Origin of the sequence: Gallibacter intestinalis (assembly GCF_014982745.1) — a bacterium.
GTDB classification, from domain to species: Bacteria; Bacillota; Clostridia; order Peptostreptococcales; family Anaerovoracaceae; genus Gallibacter; species Gallibacter intestinalis.
Genome location: NZ_JADCKA010000005.1, coordinates 23761 through 43693, shown reverse-complemented (window position 1 = coordinate 43693; position 19933 = coordinate 23761). Strand labels below are relative to the sequence as shown.

Annotated in this window: 20 protein-coding genes; 7 read left to right on the top strand and 13 right to left on the bottom strand. The window is 42.5% G+C overall.

All coding sequences use genetic code 11. The annotated features are described in order from the left end of the window. Positions 1-12: 12 nt before the first annotated feature. The 6 genes from INF20_RS04095 (at position 13) to INF20_RS04070 (ending at position 6349) form a co-directional block, all read left to right on the top strand. On the top strand, positions 13-354 hold the full coding sequence (locus tag INF20_RS04095; RefSeq protein ID WP_226385107.1) for a hypothetical protein: 342 nt from the start codon (positions 13-15) through the stop codon (positions 352-354). Further along, positions 351-2003, top strand: coding sequence for an LPXTG cell wall anchor domain-containing protein (locus INF20_RS04090; protein ID WP_226385106.1), 1653 nt, complete (start codon positions 351-353; stop codon positions 2001-2003). Before INF20_RS04095 ends, INF20_RS04090 begins: the two co-directional genes overlap by 4 nt. 661 nt (positions 2004-2664) lie before the next feature. Further along, positions 2665-2958 (top strand): DUF6290 family protein, encoded by a 294-nt coding sequence (locus INF20_RS04085; RefSeq protein ID WP_226385105.1) that lies wholly within the window; start codon positions 2665-2667, stop codon positions 2956-2958. Further along, on the top strand, positions 2958-4316 hold the full coding sequence (locus INF20_RS04080) for a relaxase/mobilization nuclease domain-containing protein (protein ID WP_226385104.1): 1359 nt from the start codon (positions 2958-2960) through the stop codon (positions 4314-4316). The genes INF20_RS04085 and INF20_RS04080 overlap by 1 nt, the downstream gene beginning before the upstream one ends. Next, the gene (locus INF20_RS04075) at positions 4313-4570 is read left to right on the top strand and encodes a transposon-encoded TnpW family protein (protein WP_226385103.1); all 258 of its coding nucleotides are present in this window, start codon (positions 4313-4315) and stop codon (positions 4568-4570) included. The genes INF20_RS04080 and INF20_RS04075 overlap by 4 nt, the downstream gene beginning before the upstream one ends. Positions 4571-4675: 105 nt before the next feature. Continuing rightward, positions 4676-6349, top strand: a complete 1674-nt coding sequence (locus INF20_RS04070; RefSeq protein ID WP_226385102.1) for a recombinase family protein — start codon at positions 4676-4678, stop codon at positions 6347-6349. A gap of 123 nt (positions 6350-6472) precedes the next feature. Here INF20_RS04070 and INF20_RS04065 read toward each other — a convergent pair whose 3' ends face one another. Together INF20_RS04065 and INF20_RS04060 are read right to left on the bottom strand one after the other, a co-directional pair. Next, positions 6473-7129, bottom strand: coding sequence for a hypothetical protein (locus INF20_RS04065; RefSeq protein WP_226385101.1), 657 nt, complete (start codon positions 7127-7129; stop codon positions 6473-6475). Continuing rightward, the gene (locus INF20_RS04060) at positions 7126-7596 is read right to left on the bottom strand and encodes an NAD(P)H-dependent oxidoreductase (protein ID WP_226385100.1); all 471 of its coding nucleotides are present in this window, start codon (positions 7594-7596) and stop codon (positions 7126-7128) included. Before INF20_RS04060 ends, INF20_RS04065 begins: the two co-directional genes overlap by 4 nt. A 169-nt stretch (positions 7597-7765) precedes the next feature. Between INF20_RS04060 and INF20_RS04055 the strand changes: the two genes are divergently transcribed. Then, positions 7766-8359, top strand: coding sequence for a lactate utilization protein (locus INF20_RS04055; RefSeq protein WP_226385099.1), 594 nt, complete (start codon positions 7766-7768; stop codon positions 8357-8359). A 31-nt stretch (positions 8360-8390) separates the two neighbouring features. Here the strand turns inward: INF20_RS04055 and INF20_RS04050 are convergent, their stop codons facing one another. The 11 genes from INF20_RS04050 to INF20_RS04000 form a co-directional block, all read right to left on the bottom strand. After that, complete coding sequence (locus INF20_RS04050) at positions 8391-8549, bottom strand: hypothetical protein (protein ID WP_226385098.1); 159 nt, start codon at positions 8547-8549, stop codon at positions 8391-8393. Between the two features lie 39 nt (positions 8550-8588). Continuing rightward, a complete protein-coding gene (locus tag INF20_RS04045; RefSeq protein WP_226385097.1) occupies positions 8589-8894 on the bottom strand; it encodes a hypothetical protein in 306 nt (101 codons plus the stop codon). A gap of 136 nt (positions 8895-9030) precedes the next feature. Continuing rightward, positions 9031-10323, bottom strand: a complete 1293-nt coding sequence (locus INF20_RS04040; protein WP_226385096.1) for an ATP-binding protein — start codon at positions 10321-10323, stop codon at positions 9031-9033. 149 nt (positions 10324-10472) lie between these two features. After that, a complete protein-coding gene (locus INF20_RS04035; RefSeq protein WP_226385095.1) occupies positions 10473-11009 on the bottom strand; it encodes a GNAT family N-acetyltransferase in 537 nt (178 codons plus the stop codon). A 57-nt stretch (positions 11010-11066) separates the two neighbouring features. After that, positions 11067-11531 (bottom strand): helix-turn-helix domain-containing protein, encoded by a 465-nt coding sequence (locus INF20_RS04030; RefSeq protein ID WP_226385094.1) that lies wholly within the window; start codon positions 11529-11531, stop codon positions 11067-11069. Positions 11532-11682: 151 nt separating this feature from the next. Continuing rightward, the gene (locus INF20_RS04025; protein ID WP_226385093.1) at positions 11683-14262 is read right to left on the bottom strand and encodes an NEAT domain-containing protein; all 2580 of its coding nucleotides are present in this window, start codon (positions 14260-14262) and stop codon (positions 11683-11685) included. A 332-nt stretch (positions 14263-14594) separates the two neighbouring features. Beyond that, positions 14595-14867 carry a GNAT family N-acetyltransferase gene (locus INF20_RS04020; RefSeq protein WP_226385092.1) on the bottom strand — a complete coding sequence of 91 codons (273 nt, stop codon included), beginning with the start codon at positions 14865-14867 and terminating at the stop codon, positions 14595-14597. A 119-nt stretch (positions 14868-14986) separates the two neighbouring features. Continuing rightward, positions 14987-16537 (bottom strand): lysine--tRNA ligase, encoded by a 1551-nt coding sequence (lysS, locus tag INF20_RS04015; protein WP_226385091.1) that lies wholly within the window; start codon positions 16535-16537, stop codon positions 14987-14989. A gap of 20 nt (positions 16538-16557) precedes the next feature. After that, on the bottom strand, positions 16558-17031 hold the full coding sequence (gene greA / locus INF20_RS04010) for a transcription elongation factor GreA (RefSeq protein ID WP_226385090.1): 474 nt from the start codon (positions 17029-17031) through the stop codon (positions 16558-16560). Positions 17032-17047: 16 nt separating this feature from the next. After that, the gene (locus tag INF20_RS04005; RefSeq protein ID WP_226385089.1) at positions 17048-18136 is read right to left on the bottom strand and encodes an alanine racemase; all 1089 of its coding nucleotides are present in this window, start codon (positions 18134-18136) and stop codon (positions 17048-17050) included. Then, on the bottom strand, positions 18133-19932 hold the full coding sequence (locus tag INF20_RS04000) for an AMP-dependent synthetase/ligase (RefSeq protein WP_226385088.1): 1800 nt from the start codon (positions 19930-19932) through the stop codon (positions 18133-18135). Before INF20_RS04000 ends, INF20_RS04005 begins: the two co-directional genes overlap by 4 nt. Position 19933 lies beyond the last annotated feature (1 nt).

The window sequence follows — 19933 nt, the reverse complement described above, 5'->3', positions numbered from 1 at the left end:
GGAGGCGATAGTATGAGAGCGGTTCAGCGCATTCTGCCATATACCAAGCAGCTGGTGCTGTATGCGCTGTATGATGTTCTGGATTCGGAAGAAAGCGAATACGACAAAGCGGAAAACGGAGGTATCGCCGCCGAAGTGACCGTTTACGGAAACAGAAGCGGATTTACGCTGTCCGTGTCCGAACAGCCGCCCGCTACCGTCCTGACTGTGGAGATCAGCGCCCCCTATGGTGGACTTTCCCGGCAGGGCGAGCAGCGTGCGGTGGATTATCTGGCAAACCGTGTGGAACAGCTGCTGGAAAATGAGCTGAAATTATCGGTTATGATGAAATCAAAAGGAGGAAACATAACATGAACACAAAAAGAAGAAAAACAGGGGCAAGACTGGGGGCAATACTGCTCAGCCTGTGCTTATTGGTGGGGCTGCTGCCTGTGACCGCGTTTGCGGCGGATCCGCCTACCAAAAGAGACACCTACAACGCCTATTCCGATGAGGTCATCGCAGGCGGCTCGGACAGCCAGGTGTATGCCGTCACCATCGAGAATGTGGACGGGGCGGATCTCCACTATGTCTATTCTCCCAATGCCATCCACTCCAATGAGTTGATGGAGCAAATCCGGGCGGGGCTGGATGAGCCTTATAAATCCCTGATCCCCACTTTTGAAGAAAATGTCTTCGTCACTGGTCTTCTCTGTTTCAGCCGGGATCAGGCCAAGTATGAAGAAATGAAGCTGAACTGGGATGACCCAAAAGCCGTGGCAGATGCCTTGATTTCCGGCAGCGGCAGTGTCAGCGTTGTGCCCAACGACGCCGCCATTTCCGTGACGGATATCTCTGATTTGCATGCCGACGAAAAGGTCGTGTCGGAAAAGCAGCTTGCTGCGGAGGACTTTTATACCAACCCGCCGGAACTTGGCCAGTTGGGAAAAGGCGAAAACCGGGTGGAGGCCATGGTAGGTGTGACCTACCGCACAGAGACTGTTGAAGACAAGGCATATTATGATGTTTTTAACACCATGCACGTCGCCCAAATCTACTCCTACACCGCCACAAAGGTTGCGCCTGCGTCAGACCCCATCGACCTGCCGGTGAGGGTGCTGGAGGAGGGAGATGCGGAGTACTCCCCGGCTCCGGAGCTTTCCGCGACCTTTACCCCGGACACTGCGGTGACCGTGGGTGAGTTTAACGAATATCAGGGACTTGCCATCGACTACTACAACCCAATGGTTGACGCACAGCTCAGCGAAGGCTACGACATCCAGGCGGGCTACACCGTCTCCATTCCCCTTGAGAACTACCAGGGCGAAACCCTCAGCGGAACGCTGACGATTCCTCTGCCCCAGGGATATGACGGAGCGACTGCCCGAATTAAAAACGGAGCGGCGGCAAGCAGTTATACCGCCACCACCGTCACTTTCCCGCTGACGCTGGATGTATCCGGCGGTACAGCCGAGGCGTTTGAATTGCTGATCGAATACAAGGAAGCGCAGGAGCCGGTACAGCCGCCGGTTATTATCGCCGGAGCCAACGGCAGCTGGCAGAAGAGCGGCACAGACGGGCTCAGCTTCACGTCTGACGCTGAATATGCTGATTTCCTGAAAGTCATGGTTGACGGCAAAGAGCTCAAGACTACCGACTACACGGTAAAGGAAGGCAGCACGATAGTCACCCTGAACGCAGCTTATCTTGAAACGCTATCCGTAGGCAAGCACACGCTTGAGATCGAATCGAAAAACGGCATAGCCAAGACGGAGTTTACGATCACGGCGGTGCAGGGCGGAGATGACAGCCAGACCGGCGGAGACAACCAAACCGGCGGAGATAACCCGACCAGCGGCGATGACACCACGACGCAAGCCCCGAACAAAAATGATGGAGCCACATCCAGCCCGCAGACCGGCGATAACAGCAATATGCTGTTATGGGTAACCCTGTTATTTGTGTCGGGAGCCGGATTGCTCGGAGCAGTTGTCTACAGTAGAAAGAAAAGATACAATCCGTAACCAATGATCGAACTGTCCTGTGAATTTCACAGGACAGTTCGATTGAAAAGGGGTTACCATCTTGACAAGCAAACATTTGTTCCATATAATATAAAGTGACAGTTTATCTGTCCTGCAACTGAATATATTTTCACAAATTGATTGAGAGAACGGCAATAAGCCGGACAACACCTGCGGCATGCTAATGAAAATGCCGTCGCTTCCAAGCTGCCCTGAACTGTCGGCAGAGGGTAAAGCGTAAAAGACAGTTTCGACTTTGAATTTCAAAGCCGGTTACATAAATGTGAAGCCACACCGCAAGGGATAAGTCTATCCTTTTGCGGGAAGTCGGTACGCATTTGTGTGCCGGCTTTTTTTGTTGCCCGAAAGCCGGTTACAACTGAATGACCGGCTGGATGGAATATGATTTTGCCAAGACCCTTTGCGTGAGCAGAGAGAGCGAAACGACGCTGCGGTGAGAGTCCGGGGCAGGGATAGAAAAACGACGTTCAGACAGACCGGCAAAAAAAAGAGAAATAGTGTGTCCACAACAGTAACGAGCATCGGATTTTGATACCCAAAATCCAAATCCACAGCCTAAAGGCGTGTGGACTAACTCAGGGGAAGCACCCCTGAATACCCCCTTACAAAGCCAAAAACACAAGAATGGAGATGATATATTTTGAGCAGGAAACAAAGTGATAAAAAGGTCATAACAGTAAGACTGAGCGAAGAAGAAAAACAAAAGCTTGAGCGTTGTGCTAACCTTTGCGGATTGTCACAGTCCGAATTCATAAGGCAGCTTTGTGCAGGTAAAACACCGAAAGCAAAGCCGCCACGGGAGTTTTGGGAACTGCTGAATGCCCTCTACTCAGTCCATAACGGTTTCAAGAAATGCGCAATATATGAGCCTTCTGCACTTACAATCTGTAAAGAAATCGAGTGCTTAATATTAGATTTGCAGGAGGTGGGATAATGGCTACAACTTCACTTTGGCATATCAAAGGCAGATTAAAAGACCTGATCGACTATGTAGAAAATCCCGAAAAGACCGTATCAAAAGATAAATGCTTGCAGGACTTCTACAATGTCTTTTCCTATGTCAGCCGACCCGAAGCTACTGAAAACGGAGAGTATGTTTCCGCCATTAACTGCTTAAAAGAGATTGCTTTGCGGCAGATGATACTCACCAAAAAACAATACGGAAAGGACGACGGATATATCGCTTGGCACGGGTATCAGAGCTTTAAGCCTGATGAGGTTACACCACAGCAGGCACACGAAATCGGATTGAAACTGGCAAAGGAAATGTGGGGCGATCGGTTTCAGATCATCGTCACTACCCACCTTGACAAAGACCATATTCATAATCACTTCGCCTTTAACTCCGTTTCTTTCCTTGACGGCGGAAAATACAACTACTCTAATTCTGAAAGGCAAAGGCTTCGTGATGTATCAGACCGAATCTGCCGGGAACACGGCTTGTCGGTTATCGAAAAACCGCATAAAGCACCATCAAGGCAAGTATGGCTGGATGAGAAAAGCGGTAAACCGACACGCTACAATGTGTATCGGGAAGATGTGAGAGAAGCGGCAAACTTCAGCCGTAACCCTTACTATATGGAGGACTATCTCAGACGAAAAGGATATATCACCGACTTTACGGGAAAGCATTGGCAGATACGCCTGCCGCAGTATGAACACTTCACAAGGCTTGATACCCTTGATGAGAAATGGACGCCGGATCACTTTAAAAGAAATATGGGAGCATACGCAAGATACGGAAACCGCAGAGCAGAAATCACCTATCCACCTCAAATGCCGCAGGACTTGCGAAGCTGGTTTAAACCTTTCCAAAAGACAAGTCATATCTATCGTCTTTATCTGCACTACTGCTATCTGTTGGGCGTTCTACCGAAGAAAACAACTTATCGTCCTACAAGTCCTTATCTCAAAGAGGATCTGCGGAAGCTGGACGAGTTGTCCAATCAGGTACGGTATATGAGCAAATACGGAATCGAAACTCTTGAAGATCTATATGCCGACAGAGAAAAGCTGCAAGGAGAAATGGACAAGCTGACCGCTTACCGCACCAAGCTGCAAAACAAAATCCGCAGAGCCTTACCAGCCGAAAAAGAGATTTTGAGAGAAGAAAAAGCAAAGGTTACGGAACAGATTACTTCTCTGCGAAAGCGCTTGAAACTGAACAAAGGCATAGAGGATCGGTCGGTAAAAATTCAAGAAAAAACGGATCTTCTCTATGCCAATGAATACAGAGCGAAAGAAGAACAACAGCATAAAAAATCACAGCGAAAGGAGCGTGACGCACGATGATCTATATTGACGAAAATGGAAATCCAATTCAAGAAACTGATGAATTGCAGGAGGTAATTGATAATATTACCGATAAACTCGCCCAAATGACAAAGGAAGAACGGCTTGCTTGGTTTGAGCAGTCCATCTATCCCGAACCCTTAAAGTTTACGAATGAAATTGACGGTACGGTATATATCGTCAGAGCGTTTTTTGATGAAACTGCAAGCGAAAGCTTTGAAGAAAAGCTGCGAAGAATTATGATAAAGAGATGAGAAAAAATCAGGCTATCACTTTAAAGTGTTGAAGTTTAGCGGAAGATATGGTATGATAACAGTATCCTACAATTCATATCATATCTGGCTGTGGAAAGGAGAAATATGAGCAAACAGTCAGTAAAAATTACTGCTCTCTACTGTCGTCTGTCCCGTGACGATGAACAGGACGGACTATCGGGCAGTATTAAAAATCAGCAGTCTATCCTTGAAAAGTACGCAAAGGAGAACGGATTCAAAAATACCCATGTATTTATTGACGACGGTTGGTCGGGCGTAACTTTCGCAAGACCTGCTTTTACAGAAATTATGGAGCTTGCGGAACAAGGATTGATTGAAAATCTTATCGTCAAAGACCATTCAAGATTGGGACGAAACCGCTTGATTGTCGGTCAGCTTTTGGAAGAAGAATTTGACCGATTGGGTATTCGATATATCGCCATTATGGATAATATTGATACCGCAAAAGGACTAAGCGACATTGTTCCTATGCAAGACTTATTCAACGAATGGCACGCAAAGAACACAAGCCAAAAGGTACGCAATGTTTTCAAGAACAAGGGAATGGCAGGCATACCGCTTACCACCAATCCACCTTTCGGGTATATGAAAAATCCCGAAAATCCAAAGGAATGGCTGATAGACGAGCCTGCCGCAAAGATTGTCAGGCGAATCTTTGAAATGTGTGTTTCAGGCTTAGGACCGACACAGATCGCCAAGAAGCTGAAAGCTGACAAGGTTATGACGCCTACGGAGTATTGGAACAGTATTGGCAGGAATTGTGGTAACCCACCCGAAAGACCGTTTAACTGGTGTCCGGCAACCGTTTCAGATGTTCTTGCTAAGCAGGAATATTGTGGGGATACGGTCAATTTCCGAAGCACAACAAAGTCTTTCAAGAACAAAAAGAAGATTGAAAGACCGCAGGAGGAATGGCAGATCTTCCCGAACACGCACCCTGCCATTATTGACCGTGAAACCTTTGAGCTTGTGCAGGAACTCAGACGACACCGCCGGAGACCAACAAAAAGCGGAATTGTCAGTATGTTTTCGGGACTTCTCTACTGTGCTGATTGTGGTGAGAAGCTGTATTACAGCGTGACAAACAATTACAAGCGAGAGCAAGCCTATTTCTTCTGTTCATCCTATCGTAAAAACTCTGATGTGTGCTCTGCCCACTATATCCGTGAGAAAGTGGTGGAGGACAATGTTCTCGAGAATATGCGGCGGGTATTTCGTTATGTTCAGGCTTACGAGAAAGAGTTTGCCAAACAGCAGATGAAATGCTATGGAGAGGAAAAGCAAAAGGAACTGTCCGAAAAACGCAGGGAACTTACTAAAGCCGAAAAGCGTATCAAAGATATTGATTTGCTGATTCAGAAGATTTACGAGGACAATGCAATGGGCAAGCTTTCCGACGAACGCTTTGCCACAATGTCAATGGCGTATGAGGAAGAACAGAGAAGCCTCAAAGAAGCGATACCCGATATGCAGGCGTACCTTGAAACCGAAACGGACAAGTCTGAAGGCTTACAGCGTTTTATTGACAAGGTAAAACAGATTACGCAGCCGACCAAGCTTACTCCCGAACTGGTACACGAATTCATTGAAAAGATTGTGATACACGAACGGAGATACCTTGGCGGAAAGCGTTATCAGCTAATGGACATCTATTACAACGGCGTTGGTGTGATACGAGGGCTTACCCCTGAAGAAATGGAAGAAGCCTTTCAGGAACACCTTGCCAAATGCAAGATAAACAAAGCAAAGACGGCGTAACCAATGGCTACACCGTCCCAAACAATCAATATTTAATTCAATTACAAGAGCGACCTTGGGGCACCTTCCTTACGGCGGGTGCCCCAATTGAGTCTCCTTTCAATTAAACCGTTTTTTAATGAATTAGAATCTTCTATCTAAATCTTTTTCTTCAAGCCCGTTTCTTTCCGCCAGTATCCTCCAGCCCGCTTCACTGCTCTGCTGATACTCTTCCCTTGATATGCTTATGTTGCCGTAGATATTTTCTTGGTCGGTTTTGTCATGCTCAACAGCATCCATGAGTTTTTCAAAGAGCTGTGGCATATTGCTCTTAAGTCCGCCTCCTGCAGGAAGCTTGCGTGCCTGTGGCAGCGCTCCGCTTCCGCCAAAGCCTACAGCCATGCCGAAGGAAAATCCCATACGCACCGTCCAGTTTTTAAGAATATCAATGGCAAGGGCCGCCTGATACCCTTCGTGAAGTCCGCAGTTTACAAAGGCATATACCTTAATATCGCCACCCTTCACGAACTTATCCTTGTTAGCTTCCATCTCCCTTGCACAGTACAGAAGATTTGCAGGGAAAATATCAACATACAGTGGGAAAGTAAACATTAGTATATCCGCTTCATAAAGCTTTTGTTGCTGCTCGCTATCAAGGCTTTCGCTGATGCCATCTCCCATAAGTTCCAACACATCAACGCTTATATCCTCCGGAATGAAGCTTTGCATATCATTTACAACGACACCAGTAGCGCCTTTGCTACCCCTAGGGCTGCCGTTTAATATTACCATCCTTTTCATACCAAAGCCTCCTCTCCCAAACCTGCTGCCTTAAGAGCCTCGTCGCAGCTGTTATAGAAATTTACTTCCCATTTGCTGAAGCCTAAATTCTTAGAATTTCTTTCAAGAAGCCTTTTTGCTGTGTCCTTTTCCCTTTCGGTTATATCGCTTCTATAAAAATATACTCTAACCATCGGATCATTGTCATACCTCATAGCGTGGTGCATTTCACCGTCAACGATGGCAAAGTCAGCATGAAGATATGGAAGTATTCTGTCCAGCTGTATTTTCAGATCCGGGCTGTAGCCTCCATACACACATTCGGAGACTATTATAAACTCATCGCAGTGAGCCATTTTAGTTCCTTGCTCCTGACAGGCATCGGGGATTACGCATTTACCCGGAGTTTTAACAAAGCATCCGAAGCATCCCATGCAGTGATGGACGCCCTCAGGCTTTGTAACATCAGTCATAACAAATCTGTTCATCGGTATTCTCCTTTCGGCGACTTACCGTCGCAACCGCTAATTCATAATAGTAATATATCAGAATACTTTAGCAAAATAAACCATCGCCGTTGCAAAAACATATGACAGCGGCTAAACTATATACATAAGGATACAAATAAACTCTAACAAACATCAGGAGGTTTAGGAAATGGCTAATATAGAAAAGCTGAGAGAAAATCTCGAAAGAAGAGGCTTTAAAACATCTTACTTTGAAACAGCTCAGGAGGCTGTGGATTATCTTGATAAGGAAATAGACGGTGTTAGCGTAGGTATCGGCGGCTCCATGACAGTTAAAGCCATCGGACTTTACGACAAACTCAAAACCCACAATGAAATGCACTGGCACTGGGAAGGCGGCACACTGGAGGACGCTGCCCTTGCTCACACATATATTTCATCAGCCAACGCCGTAGCTGAAACTGGAGAAATCATCAACATCGACGGCAACGGCAACCGTGTTGCATCACTGATATTTAAACACAATAAAATCTATATCATAATCGGCGTGAATAAGATTGAGCCTGATTTTGATAAAGCCCTTTGGAGAGCGAGAAATGTAGCTGCACCTAAGAGAGCCCAGAGCATGAATGCCAAAACTCCTTGCGCAGCAAAAGCCGACAAGTGTTATGACTGCAACAGTCCCGGCAGAATCTGCCGCAGCCTAACTGTGCTGTGGGGCAAGTCCATGATGGAAAGCCAGGACACCGAGGTTGTTATCATCAACGATGAGTTTGGAATGTAATTTAATACTGAAAACAAGAAAATCCGGCATGTTATTTTGTGCCGGATTTTTCATTGCAACTATTTTCAATTATCTTATCTAAATACTCTTCAACTTCATCGATAGTATAACCTTCAATACCGTTAGCTCTATCCTGCTCCACTGCTAAAAGTTCATCTCTTAATTTTAGCATAGCTTCGTCCTTTGTCATAAAAACACCTTCTTTCTATATTACTTATATAAAAATAGATTAATACCATTCCCACCAATAATCAAATGCCTTTTTATACTGGCCTCCCTTTATCGGCATAAATTCATTTGGCATATTTCTGATTCTACGATTGGTCGCTCGCTTTAAATACTTTTGGCATTTGCTGTTACTTGCGCGCTTAATTATCCATATGTCTTTATTCGCTTTATAAACTACAAAGATTGAAGGCTTATAATAGCCACGCTTTCTAATCTGTTCGGTTAAATGTAATTCACGATATCGTTTTTGCGCTAATCTCTTAGCTCTCTTTTCCTTATTGTCGGTATGTTTTTCATAATACTGCATAAAATCCACCTCTAAAAGCAATTTTAGCATTTTATCACTCACAAAAAATTTAACTTATAGTTAACATAAAAGAACTACTGCATCTCAATATGCAGCAGTCCTGTATCTTATTGTTATGCAAAATTCATTATATTACTTACAAAACAAGTTCTACCATATACAATGGTAAATCCACAAAATCCTCATGCTTATTATAATCAGACATTGAAATTCTTAAGGCCTTTTCCGGTTTGTATTTTTCCATATATGTTCTAAAACTCTTTGCTTTCAGGTTAAGTTCCGCCTTGACTTCCACAGGTATTACATTCTCTCCGTTGTCCAACAGAAAATCTATTTCGCAACTGCCCCTATCGTTTGTGTAATAGTATATCCCCAGGTTCTTTTTTGTTTTTAGCTGCTGCAAAACATATTGCTCAGTTAATGCTCCCTTGAATTCAGTAAAAAGTTCATCTCCGTCAAGTAAAATCTTTTGACTTATCCCGGTCATACATCCCAGCAGCCCTATATCCAACATAAAAATTTTAAATGCCTTGAGATCTTCGTATGCCTTGAGAGGTAATCCTGGTTTTGTCACGCGACTCACCTTATGAATCAAACCACAGTCGGAAAGCCACATTATTGCCGTTTCAAATTCCTTTGCCCTTGCACCATCTCTGATGACACCATATATAAACTTTTTATTTTCCTTTGAAAGTTGAGAAGGTATACTTTCCCAAACCATCCTTATCTTAGGTACAATGGCAGTCGGAGCGTGTTTTGAAAAATCTTGTTCATAGGCATTCAATATCCTATTTTGAACTTCTCTGACTTCATCATAATCCCCTGTCTCTGAAAAAGTCATTACAGCTTCCGGCATGCCTCCTACAAAATAATATTCCTTCAAAGCTTCCTTTAATTTGCTTTTCATGGAAGCTATCATTTCTACATCTGCTGATTCAAGAATTCCTGCAAGGCTATCTCTATCCGTTCCTTTTAAAAACTCGTTAAATGATAGAGGATATAGTTTTAAAAATTCCACTTTCCCCACTGGAAAAGATGTACCACTATGCATAGCGATTCCCAACAGAGAACCTGCACACACAATATGATACTCCGGTGCAACTTCATAAAAATATTTTAACGACGCTAACGCTCTTGGTGCCTCTTGTATTTCATCAAATATTATCAATGTATTATTAGAGTTTATTTTTGTGCCAGTATATATCTCCATACCTTTAATTAGTCTATTCACATCCAAATCAGAAGAAAACAACTCTCTGATATTCGTTTCTACATCAAAATTGATATATACTGTGTTTTCGTATTCTTTATTTCCAAATTCTTTCATTAGCCAGGTTTTCCCAACCTGTCTGGCACCTTCTATTACAAGTGGTTTTTTGTTTGCCTTGTTCTTCCACTTTTTAAGTTCTTCTATGGCATATCGGTACATATAATCACCTCTGTTCCTATAAGTTAGATATATTATATAGCGTGTATTACACTTTTTGCAACGAAAAAATGTAACTCATTACACTTTTTACAACGAATAAATGTAAATCGTTACACTTTTTACGGCGAATATAATTTTTTTCTTATTATTTAATCAATCAGCTTCCCTCTCGAAAGCATAAAAAACAATCTACCCAATGCGTACTTTTGAACTTCAATCATTTCTTCTCCTGAAATATTGCCGCCGCGACACAGTACTTCCATGCCTCCTCCAAAATCTTTAATAAATATATTTGTTTCTTCAAATTCGTTTCTTATGTAAAAGGATTTTCTTGCAACGCGCTGACTGTAGTTATCTGCTTCCTGTATAAGTCTTTCAATAAGAAGCACTGTTCTTTTACCTTTGTGCCGCGCGTGAATTTCATCAAGCATAAGACTTCCCACGCCTTTGCCCCTTCCCTCTGCGGAAACTGCAAAATATTCTATCATAACTATATCTTTATATTCGGTAAGCATGATAAAGCCTGCCACAATGTTATTTTCCAACGCTATAAGTATTTCCGACTTGCCCCTTTTGACAGATCTTTTAATTGAAGCAAAAGGCTTCCTCTCATTTTTAGGGAAAGCTTCTTTATAAATCTTCTTTATCTCTTTCCACTGACTTTTTTCAATCTTTTTAATTTCCATCTTTTCCACACTCCTAATTATTTTAGTTATTGTGGAATATGATAAACTGTATAGTTACTATACTGTCAAGGAAATTGCTTTTCTGATTTTAACTCTCAATACTAACCCAAATCCCCATACAAAGCAGCCGCAAACAACAGTTAAAATCATTTCAAAAGTATTATCTGCCAATAGCTTAGTGAGTGTTATGGTAATTATAATCCCAATAAAAATTAAAATTTCAGTTAAAACAGCAAATGTTTGAAGCTGCGATTTTGTTTTAAAAATATTCAATGCAGATTTTTCACCATGAACAGTCTTTTCTTTGTCTGTCATCTTTCTTGCATAAAGCAACTCTGATATTTGAATATCAAGAATTTCGCATAACGGCTCATAAAACGATAAATCTGGCATTGTCTTTCCGGTTTCCCATCTTGAGATAGTTTTATCGCTGACACCTAATGCTTCAGCCAGCTGCGCTTGAGTCAGACCTTTTTGCTTTCTGCATTCGGATATAAATTTGCCTATTTTCTGCTGATTCATTCAGTGCGTACTCCTTTCTTCAACTCCTATGCTATCAAAATTCCGCAAAAAAGAACAGGACACAAAATGAGAATGACACCTCAATCACAAAAAATTTAAAAGGTATCAGTGAAAATCATTGATACCTTTCTTTTGTAGCATCTATGTTATACTAAATTTTTTTCTTTCTTCCAAATACAAGCGTTGCTCCGGCTGCAGCGGCGGTTATCGCCATGATTCCTGCAGCAGCATAATTACTTTCATCGCCTGTCTTGACATTGTCAGTTTTACTACTGTTATTATCAGAACTTATATTGTCTGCTTCTGCCATGTTATCATTTCCATTATTCGCATCTGTAACAGGCTTATCCTGAGGATTATCTGTGTCCGGTTCATCATCTGGAGTTTCTGTTCCCGGAGTGTTAACATCTCCTCCGGTTGTATCCATATTCACTTCAACTCCTTCAGAAGCTACCGTAAATTTATATGTTTTATCTCCGTAAGTTGTTGAGTACAGCGACTTTACTATTCTGTACTCACCATTTTCATCAGCGTTAAAACTTCCACTAAGTGTTTCTGCCTGATCACTTAAAATTTCCTCATAAACAACAGTCCAGCTGCCATCGGCATTCCTCTTCTGAATTTCTGTCTTTATATCCCAATCGTAGCCTCTCTCATCCATTATTGTGCTGATTGATTTACCTGTATATCCTTCGTTTTCCAGCATCTGAATATATCCATCCATATCTGTGATTTCTGCGTCCATACTGCTGGTTGTCGAATCATACCAAAGCAAAAGGTCTAAAAGGCTCAATGTTTGTTCCCAGATAATATGACCGTCTTTATCTGCTGTTAATTTCGGCATTGCAACTGTTTTCTGAGGGAAAACTTTTCCATCTTTACCAACAATATTTCTCACTTCGTCATCTACAGCGGCAATTGTGTTAAGTTGCAAATCCAGTGAGTTCATTACTATACCTTCAGGTAAAATATCTGCTGTAAATTCTTTAATATTATTATCTGAAAGGTACAGATTATCTAAATTAGCATTATCTGCAAATGTTCCTGTGCTGATTTCTGATATACTGTTTGACGCAAGATTCACTGTCTTAAGATTTTTCATACCGGAAAAATCTATATTGCTTATACTCTCAATAGCATTATGATCTGCATAAAAGCTGCTGAGATTATTCATTTCCGAAACACAGTTAGGTATTTTGGCAAGTTTATTATTATCAATAAACAGCATCGACAGATTCTTAAGATTTTCTGCAAAATCATCTGGCATTTCTTCGATATTATTATTACTGAGTGCAAGACTTGTAAGAGTTTCCAATCCGCTAAATGCTTCACTCTCAATGTCCACTATACGGTTTGTGCCGAAATCTATTTCACTCACCGAATCAAGTCCATCCATGTCTCCTGTTTCAATACCGGTAATCATGTTAGTCGACATATAAATAAGTTTAAGATTGCTACTGTTTGCAAAGAAATCTTCAGGTATATCATAGATGAGATTATTTTGCAGATATAAATTTTCCAGCCCGGTAGCTGTTTTGAGCAAATCTGCGGGAAGTTCGCTTATTTTATTTCCGGAAAGGTTCAGACTCGTCACTTTATCGCTGAGATTTCCCGCCAGCATACTTATATCCGTCAAACCATAATCAGCCAGATTAATATCACCTGTTATAGCCTGTATTTCTTCAGCCGATATGCTTTCATCTCCGTCAGTATCATAGCCTTCGTTTATCAGAGCGGCTGTCAGAGCTTCATTACCATCCGGAGCAGCTGTTTCCTGAAAAGTATATCCTTCCCATCCTTTTTGCATATTTGAAAAAGTCATATCAAGTTTAGTGTATTTATCGTAATTTCCAATATCGCTGATCTGACCACCCATAGCAGTAACCAGCACTGCTCCTTTATGTTCCTTGTCAAGTTCGCTGATTGAAAAAGTAAATTCCTGAGCCGGATACTGACCCGTTGAATCCGGAGTTCCAACATCCACTCTTGTAGCTTCCGGATATACACCGCCAGATTCGACACTAAAATCCAACAGGAATGACACAAGGCCTGTATTCAGCATAGAAATCTTCATTTCGCCGTTCTGAACAGTCAGTTTTACATTAGGATCGAAAACGCCCTGCAGCATTGATGCAGTATCCTTACCTTCTTCATTTGCCGTAAAAGATAGTGTGTATACTCCGTCTGCAACAGGCTGCTGCTCCATATCACCTGCGCTGCCTGCATCTTTCTGAGATACAAATGAAGCTGTCTGTCCGTTCAGATTTATCGTGATTTCTTTATCTGCATATCCCGGGACTTTTATGCTGATTATATTTACTCCCTCCTTAAAAGCACTTAGATTCAATACAAAGCCATCCATTATAGATACATAGTACGAATTCTGAATGTAAGCTCCCTGAGACAGACTGTATGATGTACCGTTAACACTGATCTGTCCATCTCCGTTATTTATGGCATTTGCATATGCAGATGCATCTGTATCAGCAGCATATCTGTCAATTTCCGCAAATGTAACAAAACTGTTGTTTGCATCTTCCTTAACATATTCACATTTAGTTACTTCAGGTCCCGTTTTTACTTCTTTGTTAACCACCGTTCTCTCGATAATCGTCTTTCCGTTCGAAGCCATCACATCATGTACAGAAGCCGCCTGTGCTATTGTCGTCATGTGCGGTGCTGCCATCAGAGCAGCCATGGCCACTGCCACAATTTTAAATCTGTTTTTCATTGAATTCTCCTATCTGTTAAAATTTAATCGCATTAAGTTAGTCTTTCCTAACCATTTATTATGATACATTCATAAGAAATTCAAATCAATTTCAACTTTGTCGCACAAGCGATACAATAAAACATATCTGCAATCCCGATGCCTTTAAAATCAGATTTTCTTTGCAGGGGTGCAGATATGCAAACAATGGATATCTAAACTGATATACCGGTTATACTATTTCAGCACAGCCGGTCTTACTTTACCTGCCAGCTGCTCAAAGCGTTTTTGCATTTTTATACCATGAACATATTATCTGAATTGCGGATAAGATATTGTTCCGCAGGAACAAATTAATGCCTTCTGTAATAATCAGGATCACCACAGAGAACAATCGCTTTATATCCTAACTCTTTTGCTATCACTTTTGAGCGGTCAAGCAGCAATGCTCCGATGCCTCTGTTCTGATATTCCGGCAGCACGCCTATAGGTCCCAAGGTTACAATGTCGTATTTACATCCATCATCACCCTTAATATGTGATTTAACGCACATTGAGCTAATGATCTGCGCAGGCAGGTGTATAGTAGTTCCAGAAAGCTTCGCGTATAAGATTTTCCTCTTCATAATGATCTTTTATCATTTAATTTCTTAAAATTATATTCAAATGGCTTTTCCTCCATATAAAATTGATAAAATATTAAAAACAGACAGCCCTGTTTAAAGAGCTGCCTAAAACACATTTACTATTTTTCAAGCGGTTTCATTGTCGGGAACAGTATTACGTCCCTGATGGAAGGCGCGTTTGTGATAAGCATAATGATTCTGTCAACACCGATACCAAGGCCGCCTGTAGGTGGCAGACCAACCTCAAGGGCATTTACAAAATCCTCATCCATCGGATGTGCCTCATCATCTGTACCGTCATCCAACTGAGCCTGCTGAACCTTAAATCTTTCATACTGATCGATAGGGTCATTAAGCTCGGAGAAGGCATTTGCGATTTCCCATCCGTTGATGTACGCTTCAAATCTTCTTGTTATACGAGGATCCTCAGGATCTCTCTTGGCCAAAGGTGAAATTTCCACCGGATGACCTGTTACGAAGATAGGACCGTCCATAAATCCTGGAGCATCTTCGCAGTATTCTTCAAACATTTCTGCGATAATCTTGCCCCTTGTCCAGTCTTTAAGCTCTTCGTTTTCCATACCATAATCGGCCGCTGCCTTTCTGGCTTCTTCATCGGTTTCGATTGTGGAGAAGTCAACACCTGTTATCTTCTTAACGGCTTCTGCCATATCGATTCTGTTCCAAGGCGGAGTTACATCAAACTGCTTGCCCTGGTATTCGATAATAGGTGTGCCGTTTGCTTTCATTGCAGCCTTGTAAACAATCTGTTCCAGAACATTCATAACATCTTCCATGTTGGCATAGGCCATGTAGCATTCCATGGAAGTGAATTCAGGGTTGTGGTTTCTGTCCATACCTTCGTTTCTGAACATCTTGCCCATTTCATATACTCTGTCAAGACCACCGACGATAAGTCTCTTAAGATAAAGCTCGTTGGAAATTCTCAGCTTCATATCAAGATCCAAAGTGTTGTGGTGAGTGTTAAACGGTCTTGCGTTTGCTCCTCCGGCTATTGTAGTGAGGATTGGTGTATCCACTTCCAGATATCCGAAGTCCTCTTCCAGAACTCTTTTGATTTCCTTGATGATAGCCGCTCTCTTTACGAAAGTGTCTCTTACATCCTTATTCATGATAAGGTCAACATATCTCTGTCTGTATCTGAGATCTGTGTCCTTAAGACCGTGCCACTTATCAGGAAGCACCTGCAGTGACTTGGAAAGAAGCTTAACCTCGTGAGCCTTTACGGAAATTTCTCCGTGACGAGTCTTAAACACTTCGCCCTTTACTCCGAGAATGTCACCTATATCATAGGTTTTAAACCATTCGTATTCCTCAGGAGTTATGCCGTCCTGTCTTACATATACCTGGATTCTGTCCTGCTTATCCTGAATGTCTATAAACGAAGCCTTACCCATGCCTCTTTTAGCCATGATTCTACCGGCGATGGATACTTCCTTTCCTTCCAGGCTTTCAAAGTTGTCCTTTATATCCTGGCTGTAGTTGTCTACATCCCACTTTTCTTCTATAAAAGGATTTCTTCCTGCTTCCTGAAGCTTCTTAAGCTTTTCTCTTCTTATCTGTCTCTGTTCGCTTAATTCTTCTTCAGTTATTTCAGTTTCCTGAACTTCCGCTTCCTGCGGCTGGTTGTTTCTGTTTTCTTCGCTCATTGTTACCTCTCCCATTAAAATTAGTTGCTTACCTTGAGTATATCGTAGGAAATCTTACCGTCCGGAACTTCAACCTCAACGGTTTCACCGATTTTAGCTCCGATAAGGGCTTTTCCCACTTCTGATTCGTTGGATATTCTTCCTGAGAAAGGATCTGCTTCCGTGGAACCAACTATCTGATAAACTACAACTTCTTCTTTACCGTTTTCCTTGAGAGTAACAGTGTTACCAACATTGACTACATCCTTTTCAAGGTCGTCTTCGTCGATAACTTTGGCGTTTCTTATCATTGTTTCCAGCTTGTTGATTCTCTCTTCAAGCTCTGCCTGTTCTTCCTTGGCTGCGTCGTATTCAGCGTTTTCTGAAAGGTCTCCAAAGCTTCTCGCTTCCTTGATCCTTTCAGCAACCTCAGCTCTTGTTACGGAAACCGCCGTTTCATATTCCTCTTTTATCTTTTCCAGTCCTTCCCTGGTAAGCAATACTTCTTCTGTCATTTGTGTACTCCTTTCACTACTCAATTATGTTTTTCGCGATATCCTCCCGTCCCGTGACGAAAACTGTATTCGCGTATTTCATTCCAAATTTAACTATATCTCCAATTTTAAGCTCCCGCTTTGCCTCCTGAATATCAAGAAGGGTATGATCGCTGGAAGCGCCTAAAACTTCGATTCCTTCTTCCAAAGGCTCCAACATTTCAGGGTAACCGTAGTCCACCTTTCCCGCTGATGCTATCGCCCTTTTTCTGATGCCCCTATCTTCATAGGTGGGAACATTTCCGAAGGCGTCGCATTTAATTACTCCCTGGGGATATGATGCTTTATCTCTTATCTCTGATATTTCAGCCTCAAGGATGAAGGCGTTTTTTTCAACTCCGGGTATGGTACAATGCCATATATCCTCAAGATCCCTTGCTGAAAGCCAGCCTTCGCCGATTCTCAGCATATTCACTCTCGGATGCATATCTTTAGCAAGCACCCTCGGAATCGATGTGGTGCCGCCGCCGCTTATGTACTTAAGCCTTCTGCCTATGGCACTTTCCACAGTTTCCGCTACCTGCACCAGTTCATCCATCTTTTCCACGGTAACATCTATTGCTCCGTAGCAGCCTAGATTAGTGCCGACTCCTGCTAAAATCAGATTATCTGCCTTCTGCTCAGCGTAGATTGCCGCCTGCACTAGCTGATCTGTTTCCCAAAAGCCTTCCCTTAAATCTCCTAAATCAGCCATAAGTATTACCTGATGCTTTTTATGCTGTTTGCCTGCCTCAGTATCTAAAAACTCAAGGGCTTCTAAGCTGCTTACAAGACTTATATCGGCTACCTCTACTACATCTGCAGCTTCCGACGGTGCCGGTATCCTAAGCATCAGCCTTTCTATATCAGGAGCGATTTCCTTAGCTCTCCTAAGCTGTTCGAGTCTTGATGAGCCTATCATCTCGGCTCCTTCCTCTGCTGCAGCCCTGATTGCTTCAGGAATTCCATTACAACCCTTTATCACAAAGGCGGGAAATATCCCGGCGTTTTCGCAAAGTTTCTTTACAGCTCTGACATTGCCTCGAAGCTTTTTCATATCCACAGTAAGTCTCGGATATTGCCTCATTTGTTTTCCTCCGCAAATCTTATGATTTTCTTGGAGGTGTTTTTCTTAAGCTCTGCCTTTCTGACATTTATCTTTCTTATCTGCTTATAAACAGGATTTATGGCGTTGTATTTGTCAACAACCTCCCATACCAGATTTTCCAGTTCCTCGTCAGACATATCTTCGCCGTAGAATTCCTCCACGCCTTCCATATCCAAAACGATGGAAGCGGCGATAATTGTATCGTTTTTGTTTTCCGCCTCTGTCTGGTAAACCATGGATTCTTCGATTATAGGGGAAAGGTTGAGAGTATATTCAACCTCTTCCGGATAAACATTTTCACCGTTTTTGGTGATAATGACATTTTTCTTTCTTCCTGTTATATATGCATATCCCTGCTCGTCGATATATCCCAGGTCTCCTGTATGGAACCATCCGTCCTGAACAACCTCAGCTGTTTCCTCAGGCATCTGGTAGTAACCCATCATAACATTAGGTCCCTTTACGCAAAGCTCGCCGATGCCCTCTTCGTTTACATCTTGCACCTCAAGCTTTATGCCCGGGAATTCGATTCCTATGGATGATGCCACAGGGGCAGTATCAGGATTTAACGCAGCCAGTGGAGCACATTCAGTTAGTCCATATCCCTGAACAGCATTGATGCCAAAATCTCTTATCCCGTCCAAAACCTCCGGACTTATTGCAGCTCCTCCGCATATCATTATCCTCATTCTGCCGCCAAACACAGCCAGAATATCCTTAAAGAATATCTTGCCGATATTTATTCCGACCTTTTTAGTCTTATTGTTAATACCTATTACCTTCTTGAGAGTGTTTTCCTTGCCCTTCTTTCTTACATTTTGCCATATTTTTTTATACAGCTTTTCAAATATGGCTGGAACTCCCAAAAACATAGTAGGCTTAATTTCTTCGAGATTTTTAGTTATGTACTTGAGGCCTTCGCAGTAGGCTATGGCAGCCCCCTTATACAAAGGCATCATAAATCCGCATGTACACTCGTAGGTGTGATGCACTGGTAGCACGGAAAAGAATATATCATAGGAATTAACCTTGAGAATTGTCGGTGCAAGCATTATATCGCTGGCAAGGTTTTTCTGGGAAAGCATAACTCCCTTGGACCTGCCTGTTGTACCGGAAGTAAACAACAGCACGCTCATTACATCCGTATCAATTTCCGCGTCCAAAAATCTTCTGTCGCCTTTAGCTATAAGCTCTCTACCTCTTTCCACAAGACCGTTCCAGGAAAGGGATATGGCGCTGTCCTCGGCAGCATCCATGTTTATGAGAACAGCCAGCATATTGGTGTTCTTTTCTTTAATGCTTCTGAACATTTCCTCGTATTTTCTATCGAAAATAACAGCACTTACCTGGGCCTGGGTTATAAATTCCTCCAGAGTTTCTGCCGGAAGTTCCTTGTCCAGTGGCACCACAACACCTGTGCCGCATACTGTTGCCAGATAGGAAAGAGCCCATCTTGAGGAATTGGCTCCTATTATCGCTATCCTTTTATCCTTTAATCCAAGATCCACAAGGGCAGTTCCCAGGGCATTCATCTTTTCTGTCATTTCCCTGTATGTGGTTTTGCCGTAAGGTGCGCCCTTCTTTTCCTTTTCGTAAAAGGCAACATTATCCGGATAAAGGGCTGTACTTGATAAAATCATGTCCCTTATATCCGTGATAGGTCTTGATTCCTTATACTTTACAGCAGGTCTCGGATCGTTGTTTACCAAATCGGCTATTTCCTGCGCCCACTTTCGGTCCGCCTCTTTAGTGGACCAGGTTCTTTCAAATGACATC